We start from the raw sequence: 17,128 nt of genomic DNA on the forward strand, positions 1-17,128 counted from the left end.
TAAGATTAAAATTCCGTCAAATCATTAATAACTCTGGAATTTCTCCTTAATTGCCTTTCATGTTGCTTTCTACCTTCTTACGCAGCTTTTTTCCTTCTTCTGAATCATACCCACCGTACATAACCTTCTCAATAAAGTTACGGTTAAAAAACACATTATAATCGGGAGAAATATTACCTTCCGGGTACGGGACCGCTATGTAATCATATTGTTTTCCAGTACTTACTTGAATTTGATTGTAGCCATAAATCATGACGCTTTTCTTCATCTGCTTTAACTTTACGACTGTGCCAATGGGCAGAGGCTTGGATTTATCAAGCTTCTCTTTTTCGGAGCTATTTTCTTTCGCATTCGTACATCCTACTAAAAGTAAAACAAGTATAAACATAAATGCTAGTTTGTTTCTATTTTTAATCAGTATCATTTTTCATTGTTCCTTTTCAGTTTAATTTTTAGGGTCAACTTTTTCAGTGTTTAAAGAAATTAGTATTTTGTGCAGGCTAATACTTTATTTCTTTCATTTATACAATAAATAGTATAATAAAGTTCCTTAATTATCCAATGAATAATATAAAAAAAGCTTCTTATAAGTTTAATCAACTTATAAGAAGCTCCTGGTAAATCCTTTATTTCAGCAAAATGCTAGCTAGCATTCCACAGTTTTTAAACTCACAAACCCACTTGGGTTTTGTGGGCGTTATTACATCATTCCGCCCATTCCACCCATGCCCATGCCGGACATGTCAGGCATTCCGCCGCCAGCGTTTTCTTCTGGCTTATCCGCGATTACTGCTTCTGTTGTTAAGAACATTGCAGATACCGATGCTGCGTTTTGTAGAGCTGAACGTGTAACCTTAGTAGGGTCAACGATTCCGGATTCGAACATGTTTACCCACTCGCCAGTTGCTGCGTTGAAGCCGATTCCGATTTCTTCGTTCTTCAGGCGCTCAACCACTACAGATCCTTCAAGACCTGCGTTGTGTGCGATTTGACGAACTGGCTCTTCTAGTGCACGAAGTACTAGTTTCACACCTGTTAACTCGTCGCCAGTCGCTTCTACTTGAGCGATCGCTTTTAGCACGTTAACTAGAGCTGTACCACCACCGGATACGATACCCTCTTCAACCGCTGCACGCGTAGAGTTTAGTGCGTCTTCGATACGAAGTTTACGCTCTTTTAGCTCAGTTTCTGTAGCTGCACCAACTTTGATTACTGCTACTCCACCAGCTAATTTCGCTAAGCGCTCTTGTAATTTTTCTTTATCAAACTCAGAAGTTGTTTCTTCGAGTTGTGCTTTAATTTGGTTAACACGAGCTGCGATTTTAGAAGAATCTCCAGCACCTTCTACGATTGTTGTGTTTTCTTTTGTAACCACAACTTTAGAAGCTGTTCCAAGCTGCGTGATGTTTGCAGTCTTAAGGTCAAGACCTAGCTCTTCAGTAATTACTTCACCGCCAGTTAAAACTGCGATGTCTTCTAGCATTGCTTTACGGCGGTCACCGAATCCAGGAGCTTTTACAGCTACTGCATTGAATGTTCCGCGAAGCTTGTTAACTACTAAAGTAGCAAGTGCTTCACCTTCAACGTCTTCAGCGATCAACAATAGAGATTTCCCTTGTTGTACCACTTGCTCAAGAACTGGAAGGATTTCTTGGATGTTCGTAATCTTCTTATCTGTGATAAGGATGTACGGGTTCTCAAGCTCTGCTTCCATCTTGTCAGAGTTTGTTACCATGTATGGAGATGCGTATCCGCGGTCGAACTGCATTCCTTCAACCACTTCTAGCTCTGTTGTGAATCCTTTAGATTCTTCAATCGTGATAACACCGTCGTTTCCAACGCGCTCCATCGCTTCAGCAATCAATTGTCCTACTTCTTCGTCAGCTGCAGAAATCGCCGCAACTTGTGCGATAGACTCTTTGCCTTCGATTGGTTTAGAGATCGCTTTTAGTTCTTGAACAGCAGCAGCCGTTGCTTTTTCGATCCCTTTGCGAAGTACCATTGGGTTTGCTCCGCTTGTTACGTTCTTTAATCCTTCACGGATCATCGCTTGAGCAAGAACCGTTGCAGTTGTTGTTCCGTCTCCTGCTACGTCGTTCGTTTTGCTCGCAACTTCAGCTACAAGCTTAGCACCCATGTTTTCGAATGCATCTTCAAGCTCGATTTCTTTTGCGATTGTAACACCGTCGTTTGTGATTAGAGGAGAACCGAATTTCTTCTCAAGCACAACGTTACGTCCTTTTGGTCCAAGTGTTACTTTTACAGCGTTTGCTAGTGCATCAACACCACGAAGCATTGAGCGACGTGCGTCTTCACTAAATTTAATATCTTTAGCCATGTAAAAACCCTCCCATTAATTTTAAAAGTTAGTGACTTACATATGCTTTATGTTTGATTTATGTAGCTTCAAAATATTGAAGCTTCCCAGTTACCTAACGATTAGCCTACGATCGCTAAAACGTCAGACTCACGAAGAATCAAGAATTCTTTACCTTGGTACTTAACTTCTGTACCTGCGTATTTTGAGAAAATAATCGTGTTGCCTTCAGAAACTTCTAAAGAGATACGCTCGCCGTTATCCGTTACACGGCCCGTACCTACAGCAACAACTTTTCCTTCTTGAGGCTTTTCTTTTGCTGAATCTGGCAATACAATGCCGCTTGCAGTTTTTTCTTCACCTTCTACAAGCTCAATAATAATACGGTCACCTAGTGGCTTTAACAAGTGAAACACCCTCCTTAAATAGTTAAAAGATTTCTTATTAGCACTCTTTGTTAGTGAGTGCTAACTCCATTTCTAATAATAAATAAAACTAAAAAAATTTGCAAGTGAGAAATATAAATATAAATCGAATTACCCGCAAATTCGATATCCTCGCGAGCCCTGCCTATTCTATGTTAAAATGGGTAAGCATATAAAGAGGTATAAAACGTAATTATTTTTAGGGATGTACGTAAAGGAGAAGGTAATTTGAAGAAAAAATATTGGTGGATCATCTTCATATATATCGTGATGCAATTCTCAGGTTACATTGGGATTCCACTGTTAAATGAACTTGGTGTTCCTAGAAATCAACTTTTTGGAATGTGGGGAACGTTCAGCTTTATCGCGGCTCTTGTTATTATCCTTTACATGCTGATCCCTGAAATGAGAGAACGCCACCGAAATACTAAGCGCGTCTCAAAAGGATCTGCCGTTCTATGGTCGATCATCGGTATTTTCATGGCGTACGCCGCTCAAATTATCGCGAGCATGATCGAGATGAACCTGTTTGGTATTCAGCCTGGATCAGAGAACACGAAGCAACTCGTAGAAATCGTTAAAAACGTTAAATATTTTATGATTGTAACGGCCATCGTTGGGCCAATACTAGAAGAGATCATCTTCCGAAAGATCATTTTTGGCTCTCTTCATAAACGCTTTAATTTCTTTATCTCTGCTTTGATCAGTTCGTTAATCTTTGCTGCTGTTCATGCGGACTTCACACACTTATTAATCTACACGGCAATGGGCTTCACGTTCGCTTTTCTTTATGTTCGGACCCAACGTCTTATCGTTCCGATCGCGGCACACGTTGCCATGAACACGCTCGTTTTGATCATTCAAGTATTATTTGCCGATAAAATCAAGGAAATGGAACAACAGCTAGAAACAGCGCAATTGATTATTGGAGGACTATTATGAAGACATCACCACTGTTTATGGCATTTTTATATCTAGGGATCGGAGTCGTCTTTACGTACTTAGCCGTTCATTACGCAAGCGAGTACGGCATGACAAGCTTCTGGACGATTATCACGATGATCGTAGCTACCTTCGACTACGCGAATGCCATCCGCTATTTTGCATTAAACAGCCACTTAAAAAGAAAAAAGAAGAAATAATATGGGGAAACTGCTTCTGATGGAGGCAGTTTTTTTGTTTGTGTTGGACTTTGGGTGGGGCATTGTAGGGCTGGCCAATGGTCGATGTGGGATTGGACAGATTATTGGCTGAAATGGACAGATTATGCTGGAGATTGGACAGATTATACGGCCAATCGGACAGATTAATCTTCGAATCCGACAGATTATCGAACCCAGTACCAAAACGAAGGCTGCTTCAGTACTTTAGGTGACACCTGAGTAGCCCGCAAGCCACCTCAAACGATGCTTACTGTCCACTTTTAAGAAAATACTGTCCACTTTTTGAGTTTTACTGTCCACTTTTGAAGAAATACTGTCCACTTTTGCACATTTACTGTCCACTCCCACTCTCCCATACCGCAGCTTCACTCCAACCACACAAAAAAGAGGATTCCCCGCGTGGAGTCATCCTCTTTTTAATCATGATACATAGCTTCTGCTTGTGCTTCTCGTTCTTTTACGAGTGCTTCGACTTCGGCTTTCATTCGTTTTTTATAAGCTGCCTTCGAAATGATGATGCTGATTTCGTATAACAGAATAAGCGGGAATGTAACCATTAAGTGAGACAGCAGCTCTGGCGGTGTAATCAATCCGGCTACTACTAAAATTCCAAAGTAGGCTACTTTTCGTATGCTCTTGAGGAGATCAGGTGTTACGATTCCAAGTCGAGTCAGAAACATGATCAAGACCGGGAACTGGAACAACAATCCGAACGGCAGTGTGATGTTGAATAGGAATGAGAAGTATTCCTGAATTCCGTATTCACCTTCTACACTAAGTGCCACGGCAACATTTCCCATGAAGCTGACAACGAAAGGAAAAAGAATAAAGTACGAAAATGCGAGTCCCGTTAAGAAGAGCATGAATGCGATCGGGATGTACATGAGCGTTACTTTTCGTTCGTTCTCATAAAGCCCCGGGCTGATGAATGCCCAGAGTTGGTACAACACCACTGGTGCGGATAGGACGAGGCCGATGAAGAAGGCAAACGTCATGTACACGTTCAGTGGATCGGTTAGATGAAAAGCGTTCATCTGAATGTTCTTTGCGATTGGGTCACTTTGCAGATATACGATCACGGGCTTGGCTAAGAAAAATCCAGCGATCAAGAATACGAAGAAAGCTAGGATCGCCCACATGATGCGCTTTCGTAATTCGCCAATGTGACCGTATAGCGACATATTTTTTTCAGAGGTCATAGACAAACATCCTTACTTCTTCAGTTGTTCGCGTTCCTTTTTGCTGTCATCTTCTTCGTCCATCATGCCTTTTGTTGCATTCTTGAACTCGCGAAGCGTTTTACCTGCTGCTTTTCCTAGCTCAGGCAGCTTTTTCGGTCCAAACATAACAAGAGCTGCAAGTCCGATTACCGCGATACTTCCTGGTCCTAACATAACGATTACCTCCTTGTTTTAAGAATAGTTTTTCATAAAATAAACAAGCGATTGCAATTCAACAGCTAAATCGATGTGATGAACACGAATCTCTGGTGAGACGGTCAATCGTGCGGGTGTGAAGTTTAAGATGCCAGTTACACCTGCGCGCTCTAACTGATCTGCGATCGGTTGAGCCGCTCCGACTGGAACAGTCAAGATCGCAACATCAATACCTCGGTTCTTCAGCTCTTGCTCGATGTCTTCTGTGTGATAAATCGGAACTCCAGCAATTTCGCTGCCGATTTTAGCTTTGTCTACATCGAATGCGACTTCTATTTTGGTATTGTTATTTTTGGTGAAATTGTAATGTAAAAAGGCAGTACCTAAGTTACCTACTCCGATTAATGCTACGGTAGTCGTTTCATCCTGGTTCAACGTTTTCGCGAAGAACGACAGCAGATAATTAACATTGTAGCCATAACCCTTTTTGCCTAATGCGCCGAAATAAGAAAAATCTCTGCGGATCGTCGCAGAATCTACTTTCACGGCTTCGCTTAATTCAGCAGAAGACACCCTTTGTTTACCGGAAGATGATAAGTTTTTCAAAAAACGATAATACAAGGGCAGCCGTTTTGCTGTTGCGTGTGGTATTTTTAACTGATCTTGGTTCATATTTGGAGCCCTCCAAGTGTAGAAAGCTTATCTATTCCTATTGTATCATATTTTGTCAGGGCTTGAAGAACGTAGAAAGTCCCCATTCTTGCCTCCTGTTTTCGATTGGAGATATGTAGGCCCGATCACCATTCCTTTATCCGCTGCTTTACACATATCATAGACGGTTAACGCTGCTGCAGAAGCCGCTGTTATCGCCTCCATCTCAACGCCGGTGCTGCCTTTCGTTTTCACTTCGACTTGAATGTTTAATTTATACATGCTGTCCGCCAATTCATCCCATGAAAAAGACAGATCAACGCCAGTTAGTGATAACGGGTGACACATCGGGATCCAGTCAGAGGTCTTTTTGGCAGCCATGATTCCAGCGATCTGCGCGACGGCTAGAACGTCCCCTTTTTTAAATCCGTTTTCTTTGACCTTAAGGAAGACTTCTTCAGAAACCGTTACCCCGCTTACCGCTACGGCTGTTCGGTGAGATGTTTCTTTTTCCGAAATATCAACCATCCGTGCACGGCCATCTTCGTTAAAATGGGTAAACTCTGTCATAAAACCCCTCCTCATGATGAATATACACGAAACCGCTTTTATTGTCGTTAAGATTTTACTTGTAATTATTGCAAAATGTTGAACATTCCCTTTGTTGGCGCGAATCTCCAAACTACGCTAAACTACTAGTTAGACAGGGTTATTTGTATAAAGGCTGATTGCATGATTGTTGAATGTAGTTGATTTCCGTTCCAGGTGCTTCGCTTTCCGCGGGGCAGGCGGTGAGCCACATTCGTACGTTTCACGTATAAGTGTCTCACCTGCCCACCTGTCCCGCAGGAGTCTCGCACCTTACGCTCCAATCAACTTTACAATGAAGCAATAATTCCAATCATTTTAGGAAGCCATTTAATAAAACCACCCTTTTTCCATAGAGGTGAAATTACAATGATTATTTTACAAGTTCAGGACGTTACGAAGTCGTTTGGCGCGGACGTTATTTTATCGAATATAAAACTAGAGGTTCAGAAGGGCGAGCGGATCGCTCTTGTTGGGCGGAACGGTGCGGGTAAATCTACGCTGCTTCGCGTGATTACTGGTGAGTATTCCTATGATTCTGGTCATGTCATGATTCCGAAAGACGTGAAGACTGGCTATCTTGCACAGGATGCGGGGCTAGATTCGGATGAATCGATCTGGAACGAGATGCTCTCTGTGTTTGAAGACCTTCGTAAAAAAGAGAAAAAGCTGCGTGAGATGGAAGCGCGCATGGGTGATCCAGAAGTGATTGCGAATGCAGCGGAGTACGAACGTCTTTTGAAAGACTATGATGCGCTGCAGGTTACGTTTAAAGACGAAGGCGGCTATCAGTATGAAGCGGAGATTCGTACGGTGCTTCATGGCTTTCAGTTTGCCGATTTTGATCGCGATACGAAGATCAACACCTTGAGTGGTGGACAAAAAACGAGACTCGCACTTGCGAAGCTTCTTTTAACAAAACCAGATCTACTTATTCTCGATGAGCCGACGAACCATTTAGACATCAAAACATTAACGTGGCTCGAGCAATATTTGCAGAGTTATCCCGGCGGCATCTTGATCGTCTCCCATGACCGGTATTTCCTCGATAAGATCGTAACGACCGTTTATGAGGTTTCGAGAAAACGATCGTACCGTTTCACAGGTAACTATTCTAGCTATCTAGAGCAAAAAGCGGAGCGCTTCGCTCAAGAGATGAAAGAGTTTGAGAAACAGCAAGACCAGGTTGCGAAGTTAGAAGATTTTATTCAGCGTAATATCGTGCGTGCTTCAACTACGAAACGTGCACAGAGTCGTCGCAAACAGTTAGAGAAGATGGAATTGAAAGAGCGTCCTGCTGGTGCAGAAAAGTCTGCTAGCTTTTCTTTTGAGATTGAGAGACAAAGTGGGAACGATGTGCTGAAGCTTGATAACGTAAGCACGGGGTATGAAGATGGTGAGCCACTATTTAAGAACGTATCGGTAGCGATAAACCGCCAAGATAGCGTGGCGATCGTCGGACCGAACGGAATCGGGAAATCGACGTTATTAAAAGTGATACGTAAGCAGCTGCCGCTCATATCGGGCGATATACGTTATGGCAGCGGACTTATGATCTCTCACTATGATCAGGAACAAGCGGATCTTCATTCACGCAAGACCTTACTAAACGAGCTATGGGATGACTATCCGGAAAAAACGGAAAAAGAGATTCGTTCGATCCTCGGACAGTTCCTGTTTAGCGGTGATGATGTATTGAAGCTTGTAACAGAACTTAGCGGTGGTCAGAAGGCACGTCTTGCTCTAGCGAAGCTCATGATGGAGAAAGGAAACCTTCTTCTGCTGGACGAGCCGACGAACCATTTGGATCTCGACAGCAAAGAGATTCTTGAACAAGCTCTGATCCACTATCCTGGTACGATTCTTTTCGTATCGCATGACCGTTATTTCATCAACCGTATCGCCACGAAAGTCGTTGAACTCGCGCCAACAGGCATGACCGAGTATCTAGGTGACTACGACTATTACACGGAAAAGAAAAATGAGATGAAAACACGCGAAGAAATCGCCGCTCGTCAGAAAGCAGAAAACGCGGCTAATACTCCTTCTTCCACCCAAGGAAACGGTGCAAAGAACTCGATCGATAAAGAAGCGAAGAAGCTCGATCGAAAAAGACAGCGTCGTATCGAGGAGATTGAGAGTGTGCTTGAAGGACTCGAAACGAAAATCGCTTCGGCCGAAGCTGAACTTTGTAAACCCGAAGTATTTCAGGATTATGAAAAAACACAAGAATTCCAATCTCAGCTAGATGCTTTGAACGAAGAGATGGAAACGTTAATGGAAGAATGGGAAGAACTTCAGAATGCTTAAGTTGAAAGCTGATATCCTTACTTATTTGAGGATGTCAGCTTTTTTTATTCATCTTCAAGTTGGTCTTCGCACATTTCGACATATCATCCACACATACTACACACCATTTCAATAGCAAAAGCCCCAAAACATCTTAAAACGTTACTACTATAAAATCTTATCCACAGTTCGACCTGTGGATTTTACTTATTTCGACGACTTATCCACGTTATCCACACGAACATGTGTATACATGATGTGAATTGTGTATAACACAAACCCTTTATTTCAAATGTTTCAAAACCTTTGTCCACATTATCCACAGACCTGTTTATAACTTTTCCACAAAAACGAAGTGGATTTGTGTCGAATTACGTCGATAACTAAAAAAGCTCTTCTCCTCATTAAAGGAAAAGAGCTTTTTTCTTATTGCGCTTCTAAATCTAACCCTGGTACACCGTTTAATGCCATATCTCCACGCGTTCCTTTTTGGTACGCTACACTCCCTGCAGCTCCGATCATGGCAGCATTATCTGTGCATAAGTGAAGCGGAGGAATGACAAGGTCGTACTTCGTTTCACTAAAACGGTTCTCCAACATATGACGAAGTCCTTTGTTTGCCGCTACTCCTCCGGCTAAGAGGACTTGTTTTACGTTATATTGTTCTGCGGCACGGTATGTTTTTTCCACAAGTACATCCACAACACTTGCTTGAAAGCTCGCTGCAAGATCTTCTGGCTTGATCACTTCTCCGCGCTGTGTTGCATTATGAACCGTATTGATCACGGCTGACTTTAAGCCGCTGAAGCTGAAATCAAGAGATTCTGGCTCTAGCCAAGCGCGAGGCAGGTCAATATTTGCTTCTCCCTCTTGTGCCAGCTTGTCGATATGAGGTCCGCCTGGATATGGCATGTTAAGCGTTCGCGCCACTTTATCATACGCTTCACCTGCTGCGTCGTCTCTTGTTTCACCGATTACTTTGAACGTTCCGTGCTCCTCCATCAGAACGAGCTCTGTATGTCCGCCTGAGACGATAAGGGACAACAGCGGAAACGTCATTTCTTTTACGAGTCTGTTCGCGTAGATATGCCCTGCGATATGATGCACAGGTACGAGCGGCAGACCATGTGCAAAGGCGAACGCTTTCGCTGCGTTAACACCGATTAAGAGTGCTCCAACAAGTCCTGGCCCTTCTGTTACGGCAACAGCCGTGAGATCTCCTGGCTCTAATTCTGCTTGATTCAATGCTTCTTCAATCACGACCGTAATTTCCTCTACATGATGGCGTGACGCCACTTCAGGAACAACGCCGCCAAATCGCTTATGACTCTCAATCTGTGACGCGACAACGTTTGCCAACAGTTCTGTACCGTTCTTCACAATCGCTACCGCTGTCTCATCACAGCTTGTTTCTATCGCTAATATCAATTCATCTTTTATCATAATTCCACCCACATGACTAAAGCATCTTCACCATTATCGCTATAATAGTTTTTCCGGATACCGCCTGCTTCAAATCCTAGTTTTTTATATAAATTCTGTGCAACATGATTACTTACGCGTGCCTCTAGCGTCATCGATACAGCGCCATGCATCTTCGCGAGCTTGATCGCTTCTCTCATGAGCATCTCCCCTAGCTTTCTTCCTCTATATGAAGGAAGGATCGCGATATTCGTAACATGTGCTTCATCCATAACGAGCCAGATGCCGCAATAACCGACCGGCTGAAAGGAGTCTTCGATAACAAGGTAATGAGCGAACTGGTTCTCAACAATTTCTCTGTAAAAAGCTTCTCGGGACCATGGAACAGCAAACGATGCTTGCTCGATTCCAAGGATATCATCTATGTCGCTTACTTTTGCCAGTCTGAATGTATAAGGCTCTCCCATCAAATCCACCCTACTTCCCCTGTGACTTCAGCCAGTTCACTTCTGCTTCTGCCAACTGAAGATAGCTTGGAGTAAACGAATGGATTTCAACCGGTTCGCTCGTCATACCGATACGTCCGAGTTCGCTTGGACGCGGATTGTGATCGGATACTTGTCCAAAAACAGCTTGATCGCCTAACACGTTCTGAATCGTCTCTTGGTGCAGAGGTAAATCGTTCCCGACGAATAATATCTTTTTATCTAGCTCTTGAAGCTTGTCCAACCAATCTTTTAATAAGATGATTCCGTCTTCCCAAAGATTTTGAAACTCTCCTGAATCATTTCTTCCGTAAAGCCCCGTAAAGAGCTGCGTGCGGCGCGCATCGAATAATGGAACCGTATAGCCATCAAAGTATTTCCCGCTCTGAGCGAGCACTTCAAGGCTCGAGATCCCAACGAGTTCTTTTTTCAGCGTCCACGCAAGTGTCTTTGCGATCGTTACACCGATTCTGACACCTGTATAAGATCCTGGTCCTTTCGCCACCACGATGCGATCAAGTTCTGCAGGTTTTACCCCGGTCTCTTTTAACACTTCTTCAATCGCGGGCATCACTCGTATCGAATGATTCTTTTTTAAGTTTGTAATATACTCACCGAGCACTTTTCCTTCATCCAATACCGAGATCCCCATCACAAGATTGGATGTATCTATTGCAAGAACTTTCATTACATAATCTCCTTAACGCGTTCTTCGTATCTGCTTCCGATAGGTTTTAATTGAATCTCGCGCTCATCGTCGCCTTTATGTGAGATAACGAGTTCAAGTCTTTCCTCTGGTAAATAGTCTTCTATAAATACGGCCCACTCGACCACACAAACGCCTTCTCCCGAAAAGTACTCGTCAAATCCTAGATCTTCGTCCGAGTCTTCTAATCGGTACACGTCCATATGATATAGCGGAAGTCGACCGCTGTATTCTTTAATGATGGTAAAAGTAGGAGAGTTCACTGTACGGGTCACTCCGAGCCCTTTTGCGAGTCCTTTTGTAAAAGTCGTCTTTCCCGCTCCAAGATCTCCAGCCAGTGTGAGTACATCTCCTTTTTGAAGAAGTGAGCCCAGCTTTTCGGCAAAAGACATCGTTTCTTCCGCTGACTTTGTTTCGTATTGATAAGTACTCATGACTTCCCCTTACCTTTCCCTAAAATGATTAAATCCTTTTTTCGTAAGAAGTTCAGGCTTGGCGTCCTGTTTGTGAAGATAGACTTCTGCCTTACCAGCTTCTCCAACTTTACCGATTTCATAAAACGGCAGTGCATGTTGTTTGAAAGTATCTGACAGCACCTTAAAATCTTCTTCTGACGCCGTCCCAACAAGCACATAATCTTCCCCACCAAACAACTGGTGGTTGAGCACGTCCGCCTCTGGTAAATCTCTTAAGGACTCACTAACAGGCAGACTGTTTCTTTCTATATGAATGGAAACGTTACTTGCTTCAGCGATCTCATTCAATTCACTCGCTACTCCGTCACTAACATCGTTTAAGGAAATGCGAAAACCGCTTCCTGCGAAAAGTCTTCCTTGCTCGATATGTGGAAGGGGCATCTGATGCTGACTTATCCATTTTTCTTCATTTGCCTTAAAATCAGCATGCCTTGTTTTTCCAAGCAGAACGTTGAGTCCTGCCGCTGATTCTCCAGTTGTTCCTGTTACAAATACAGAGTCTCCTGGTCTCGCGTTACTTCTTAATAAAGATCTACCCTTTTCTACTTTTCCAATAACCGTCACTGATAATACTAACGGTCCTTTTGTAGAAACGGTATCTCCACCCATAAGATCCATTTTATATTTCATTGCGAGTTCGCTCATGCCACGATAGATCTCTTGCAGCTCTTCCTCTGTCCATTCTGAAGGAATCGCGATCGAGACGAGGTAGAACTGCGGAATACCACCCATCGCAGCAATGTCACTCACGTTCACAGCAAGTGCTTTAAAGCCTGCTTGATAAGGAGATAACGTATTCCTTGTAAAATGAACGCCTTCTACCATTGTATCGACACAAACGATTTGATCCATCTCTTCATTCACCGACCAAAGAGCAGCATCATCACCGATACCTTGAACCACCTCTTTTTGAAAAAAGTGCCGAGGCGTGATGCTGTTGATCCATTCAAATTCATCTTTAATCATGGATGTGCTCCTCTCTGGTCTTTACTTTAGTTTGTTTTCTAAATAGATCATTGCTGTTAGCTTTTTTCAAAAAGACTTCAATGATTAAGTTGATTGGAGTGCAAGGTGTGAGACTCCTGCGGGACAGGTGGGCAGTCCGAAAAAGTGGAAGTGGCTCGTTCAGCTCCGACCAGCAAAAGGTGAATGGGCTAGGAAGGCGTAATTTGCCTTCTGGACCGTTTAATTTTGACCTCGAGGGGCTTAGCCACTGCAACTAGACAGGTGAGACACTTAAATGTGAAACATTAGGAATGTGGCTCACCGCCTGCCCCGCGGAAAGCGAAGCACCTGGAGCGGAAACAACAGCTTAAAAAACAGCTAAGAATAAACTTAAAGACAATTCAAATTATAAAAAAGCCTTAGGATTATAATAAAACTCCTAAGGTGACAGTTGTATATTAGTTTAACTTACTTTTAGACATAAAAAAACACGAAACCTTGTTTCGTTTTTAAAAGTGGCGGACCCGACCGGGGTCGAACCGGCGATCTCCTGCGTGACAGGCAGGCATGTTAACCACTACACCACGGGTCCAGCTTAGTATGTAATTTGATGTAGTAAATTTAATTGGTTGCACCCAATGGGCACTCCCGATATTTCATGGCTAGACGTTTACTCGACGTAGTTCATGAAATTTAAATTGGTTGCGGGGACAGGATTTGAACCTGCGACCTTCGGGTTATGAGCCCGACGAGCTACCAGACTGCTCCACCCCGCGACGTTATAAAATGTTGTTTTCTCTGGTTTAGATAACAACTTGTTTCGGACATTTATTAATATATCATGTATCTTAGTATGATGCAAGTGTTTTAAAAATATTAGGCACAAGAAATTTTATTTATTTCCTGTGCCCTCTATTTTATGCCACTTTATCGTTATTCTCAGGACGTTTGTTGAACCCTTTTAAATAGTAGATCGCTGTTAATAAGATCAACCAACAAGGCCCTACGATCAAGGCGATACGTGTATCTGGGAAGTATGCCATGAGTCCGACAACAAAGATTAGAATAGCTAGTGCGATATATGATCCATAGGGGAAGAACGGAACTTTAAATTTCAATGTTTTCTTTTCTTCTTTACTTAAGCTTCTGCGGAACTTAAGCTGAGACACAAGAATAATCGACCAAGTCCAGATCGCTCCGAATGTTGAAATACTTGTTACCCACACGAATACTTTTTCAGGAACAAGATAGTTTAACACGACTCCAATCAGAAGTGCTCCGGCTGAAACTAATACAGCTACAGATGGTACGCCCGTTTTACTTACTTTATGAAGTTTAGCTGGTGCTTGTTTTTGTTCAGCCAGGTTGAAAAGCATGCGTCCTGTGCTGAATATTCCACTATTACAGCTGGATAATGCCGCAGTTAGTACGACAAAGTTAATGATACCAGCAGCTTGTCCGATACCGATTTTTTCAAAAGTAAGAACGAACGGACTCCCTTGCGTTCCGATCTGATCCCACGGATAGATGGACATGATAACAAATAATGCCCCTACGTAGAAAATCAGGATACGCCAGAATACAGAGTTTACGGCTCTTGCTAAAGATTTTTCAGGATTTTTAACCTCACCTGCTGTAACACCGATCATCTCGATTCCTAAGAATGCAAACATAACCATCTGCATAGACATGAGGATTCCCTGTATGCCGTTTGGTGCAAAACCGCCATTTTCCCAAAGGTTACTGATCCCTGTTGCAACTCCACCGTTACCAAAACCAAATAGTATCATGCCTAAACCAGTAATAATCATCAATACGATGGCAACGATCTTGATAAGTGCGAACCAGAATTCAAACTCTCCATACGCTTTTATCGCAAGCAAGTTGATGCTCGCCATAATCACGAGTGCTGATAGTGCCCAGATCCACACAGGTACATCTGGATACCACATCTTCATATAAATACCTACGGCTGTGATTTCAGCCATACATGTTACGATCCATAAGAACCAATAGTTCCAGCCTGTTAAATAACCGGCTAGTGGTCCAATATAGTTTTTAGCATAACGGCTAAAAGATCCGGCAACAGGTTGATGAATCGCCATCTCACCTAACGCTCGCATAATGATGAACATTACAGATCCGCCTAATGCATATGCTAATAAAATTGCTGGCCCCGCCATTTCAATTGCTGAAGCTGACCCTAAAAATAAGCCCACTCCAATAGCGGCCCCGAGTGACATAAGTGTAATATGTCGTTCTTCGAGCCCACGATGTAATTCTTGTTTTGGCTTCATTTTTATGCCTCCCTTGATGTATATGATGAAGCGCTTTCACTCAGGTATCATATCACATTTCGACAAAAAGAAACAATTCGTTTTTATTACAGTAAAAAGCCCAAAAGCCCTATTGTAACAGGGCTTTTTTGGCAGCTTCTTTAAAGACAGTTACGATATCCTCAATATTTTCAATACCCACAGATATTCGGATTACATTCTTATTGATCCCCAATTTTTCACATGTTTCAGCTGGTAGTGAACGGTGAGAAGTTCCGAGTGGATACGAGACCGTAGTTTCTACACCAGCAAGCGTTGGAACGATATGAACCCAATCCAATGACTTAAAGAACGTATGCACGCTGCTTTTCTCGTCGAGTTCGATCGTAACAATTGATGAATTTCCGTTTTCACTCACGTATTCTGGATAGTAGACGGTTTTAATTCCCTCTGTCTGTTTAAGCTGGTTCGCTAATTCTGTGGCGTTCGAGATATGACGCTCCATACGCACGCTTAACGTCTTCAATCCTCTGGATGCTAACCACGCATCAAACGGTCCTAGATTACAGCCCAGGTGAATCATTTTCGCTTGAGCTTTTGCGATTAACTCCTCTTTTCCTACTACTACACCTGCTGTCACGTCGCTATGTCCATTTAAATATTTCGTCGCACTATGAACAACAAGATCGACACCTTTCGTATACGGCTGAAGTACATAAGGTGTGGCGAATGTATTATCAATCATCGTAGTAAGATTATGTTCTTCTGCAAGAGCAACAAGTCCCTCTAGATTCTCTACACGCAATAAAGGATTTGTTATGGATTCTGAATAAATGAGTTTTGTGTTGTTACGGATGTTTCGTTTAACCTCATCTAGGTCCTTGAATGAAACGAACGTCGTTTCGATTCCAAAGCTTTTGAGGTCATCAGAAAGAAGCTGATAGGTGCCGCCATACAAATCATCACATGCTAGTATATGATCACCAACTTGTGCGACCGCTAAGATACCAACTAAAATGGCTGACATACCGGATGATGTCACAACACCGGCAGGAGCTTGTTCAAGGTTTGCGACACCATTCGCAAAATCGTTTTGGTTGGGGTTGTTCATACGTGTATATAAGTAATCGTTCTTTCCTCTAAAATAATCCTCTAGGTCGTCTAAATCGTTAAAAGAAAAAGCTGATGTCTGATAGATCGGATTGATCTTACTTACAGACTTCACACTATTATGACCACTTGCATGTACGCTGGATGTATCAAAATGAACATTCTTCATGATATATGGCCTCCCCATTGTTTTTTATCTTTTAGTTTAGCATAAAATTGGTGGGATATTGTGTAGAGAAATGTTGGTTAGTGTGTGTGTTGTGTGTTAGTTAGTTGCTGGCGTAGTTTTAAGTATTAGCTAGTGGGTGTAGTTGTCGAAAATTCGATAAAAAGTATTATCCGTGAAATTATGAAGCTTATCCGTGAATATATGGAGTATTACCGTGAATAAAATCACGTTTACCGTGAAATTATGTGGAGTGGAGTTGATAGGGAGAGCTGATTAGGGGATTTGTGTGTGGCATCTGATGTTTTTAAGTGAGGTTTTGGCTTGGATGTTGGTTGTAGGAGCTGCTTGAGGGTTTTGGGGTGGATTTTAGAGCTTTTTGCTGTAGAATATCGCGAGGTGGAAGATGGTTTTTGGCCATCTTCTTCGTATTTTGAGGGTTGTGAGGGGGTTTTAAGCGTTAAGTGCGCGTCCCACGAATACCACGATGGGTATCTCCTGGCTCGGATTAAGTCTAAATAAGAAAAATTAAGTCGAAATGAGAGCGAATTAAGTCGGAACAGACCACAATTAAGTCTAAAAGCAAAAATAAAGGCCGTTCGCTAATTCTCGACAACCGCTCTCAGCCAGAACCAAGCGCCATACCCCCGAGCCTTCCATCCCCAGCCCCCATAATCAGAAGTTTGGCAATCGCCAAACCACCTTTCTTCTTTTCTATCTTTTTAAAAAACAC

At 42.7% G+C, this 17,128-nt stretch carries 17 protein-coding genes and 2 tRNA genes; 3 read left to right on the forward strand and 16 right to left on the reverse strand.

Annotated features, from left to right (window positions below; genetic code table 11):
- Positions 1-46 precede the first annotated feature (46 nt).
- The 3 genes from IHV09_RS21695 to groES form a co-directional block, all read right to left on the reverse strand.
- Entirely contained in the window at positions 47-424 is a 378-nt protein-coding gene (locus tag IHV09_RS21695) for a DUF4176 domain-containing protein (RefSeq protein WP_231618452.1), read from the reverse strand.
- Between the two features lie 276 nt (positions 425-700).
- Entirely contained in the window at positions 701-2,338 is a 1,638-nt protein-coding gene (gene groL / locus IHV09_RS21700; RefSeq protein ID WP_137792217.1) for a chaperonin GroEL, read from the reverse strand.
- 101 nt (positions 2,339-2,439) lie between these two features.
- Positions 2,440-2,724, reverse strand: a complete 285-nt coding sequence (gene groES, locus IHV09_RS21705; protein ID WP_137792218.1) for a co-chaperone GroES — start codon at positions 2,722-2,724, stop codon at positions 2,440-2,442.
- Positions 2,725-2,970: 246 nt separating this feature from the next.
- Between groES and IHV09_RS21710 the strand changes: the two genes are divergently transcribed.
- Together IHV09_RS21710 and IHV09_RS21715 are read left to right on the forward strand one after the other, a co-directional pair.
- Entirely contained in the window at positions 2,971-3,684 is a 714-nt protein-coding gene (locus IHV09_RS21710; RefSeq protein ID WP_197192223.1) for a CPBP family intramembrane glutamic endopeptidase, read from the forward strand.
- Positions 3,681-3,884 (forward strand): YdiK family protein, encoded by a 204-nt coding sequence (locus IHV09_RS21715; protein ID WP_197134599.1) that lies wholly within the window; start codon positions 3,681-3,683, stop codon positions 3,882-3,884. Before IHV09_RS21710 ends, IHV09_RS21715 begins: the two co-directional genes overlap by 4 nt.
- Positions 3,885-4,321: 437 nt before the next feature.
- Here IHV09_RS21715 and tatC read toward each other — a convergent pair whose 3' ends face one another.
- The 4 genes from tatC to moaC are packed head-to-tail and all read right to left on the reverse strand — an operon-like array spanning position 4,322 to position 6,502.
- Positions 4,322-5,104: a twin-arginine translocase subunit TatC gene (gene tatC / locus IHV09_RS21720; RefSeq protein WP_197134602.1), complete on the reverse strand. Its 783-nt coding sequence runs from the start codon at positions 5,102-5,104 to the stop codon at positions 4,322-4,324.
- A gap of 12 nt (positions 5,105-5,116) precedes the next feature.
- A complete protein-coding gene (locus IHV09_RS21725) occupies positions 5,117-5,299 on the reverse strand; it encodes a twin-arginine translocase TatA/TatE family subunit (protein WP_191755387.1) in 183 nt (60 codons plus the stop codon).
- Between the two features lie 18 nt (positions 5,300-5,317).
- Positions 5,318-5,953, reverse strand: coding sequence for a redox-sensing transcriptional repressor Rex (locus IHV09_RS21730; protein WP_144704923.1), 636 nt, complete (start codon positions 5,951-5,953; stop codon positions 5,318-5,320).
- Positions 5,954-5,998: 45 nt separating this feature from the next.
- Positions 5,999-6,502, reverse strand: coding sequence for a cyclic pyranopterin monophosphate synthase MoaC (gene moaC, locus IHV09_RS21735; RefSeq protein ID WP_197265445.1), 504 nt, complete (start codon positions 6,500-6,502; stop codon positions 5,999-6,001).
- 387 nt (positions 6,503-6,889) lie between these two features.
- Between moaC and IHV09_RS21740 the strand changes: the two genes are divergently transcribed.
- Entirely contained in the window at positions 6,890-8,830 is a 1,941-nt protein-coding gene (locus IHV09_RS21740; protein ID WP_197265446.1) for an ABC-F family ATP-binding cassette domain-containing protein, read from the forward strand.
- A gap of 405 nt (positions 8,831-9,235) precedes the next feature.
- On the opposite strand, the gene tsaD is transcribed toward IHV09_RS21740, so the two are convergent.
- The 9 genes from tsaD to IHV09_RS21785 all read right to left on the reverse strand — a co-directional run bounded on the left by tsaD (position 9,236) and on the right by IHV09_RS21785 (position 16,398).
- Entirely contained in the window at positions 9,236-10,252 is a 1,017-nt protein-coding gene (gene tsaD / locus IHV09_RS21745) for a tRNA (adenosine(37)-N6)-threonylcarbamoyltransferase complex transferase subunit TsaD (protein WP_197265447.1), read from the reverse strand.
- Positions 10,249-10,698, reverse strand: a complete 450-nt coding sequence (rimI, locus tag IHV09_RS21750) for a ribosomal protein S18-alanine N-acetyltransferase (protein ID WP_066399684.1) — start codon at positions 10,696-10,698, stop codon at positions 10,249-10,251. Before rimI ends, tsaD begins: the two co-directional genes overlap by 4 nt.
- Positions 10,699-10,708: 10 nt before the next feature.
- Positions 10,709-11,404 carry a tRNA (adenosine(37)-N6)-threonylcarbamoyltransferase complex dimerization subunit type 1 TsaB gene (gene tsaB, locus IHV09_RS21755; RefSeq protein WP_197265448.1) on the reverse strand — a complete coding sequence of 232 codons (696 nt, stop codon included), beginning with the start codon at positions 11,402-11,404 and terminating at the stop codon, positions 10,709-10,711.
- Positions 11,404-11,856 (reverse strand): tRNA (adenosine(37)-N6)-threonylcarbamoyltransferase complex ATPase subunit type 1 TsaE, encoded by a 453-nt coding sequence (gene tsaE, locus IHV09_RS21760; RefSeq protein WP_197265449.1) that lies wholly within the window; start codon positions 11,854-11,856, stop codon positions 11,404-11,406. Before tsaE ends, tsaB begins: the two co-directional genes overlap by 1 nt.
- Positions 11,857-11,865: 9 nt before the next feature.
- Positions 11,866-12,864: a thiamine-phosphate kinase gene (gene thiL, locus IHV09_RS21765; protein ID WP_197265450.1), complete on the reverse strand. Its 999-nt coding sequence runs from the start codon at positions 12,862-12,864 to the stop codon at positions 11,866-11,868.
- A 495-nt stretch (positions 12,865-13,359) separates the two neighbouring features.
- Positions 13,360-13,435: transfer RNA gene (locus tag IHV09_RS21770), tRNA-Asp, on the reverse strand.
- 107 nt (positions 13,436-13,542) lie between these two features.
- Positions 13,543-13,619, reverse strand: a tRNA-Met gene (locus tag IHV09_RS21775).
- 141 nt (positions 13,620-13,760) lie between these two features.
- Positions 13,761-15,140: an amino acid permease gene (locus IHV09_RS21780; RefSeq protein WP_197265451.1), complete on the reverse strand. Its 1,380-nt coding sequence runs from the start codon at positions 15,138-15,140 to the stop codon at positions 13,761-13,763.
- A 109-nt stretch (positions 15,141-15,249) separates the two neighbouring features.
- Entirely contained in the window at positions 15,250-16,398 is a 1,149-nt protein-coding gene (locus IHV09_RS21785) for a trans-sulfuration enzyme family protein (RefSeq protein WP_197265452.1), read from the reverse strand.
- Between the last annotated feature and the right edge of the window lie 730 nt (positions 16,399-17,128).

The sequence above is a fragment of the Fictibacillus sp. 23RED33 genome, assembly GCF_015903925.1.
GTDB lineage: Bacteria > Bacillota > Bacilli > Bacillales > Fictibacillaceae > Fictibacillus > Fictibacillus phosphorivorans.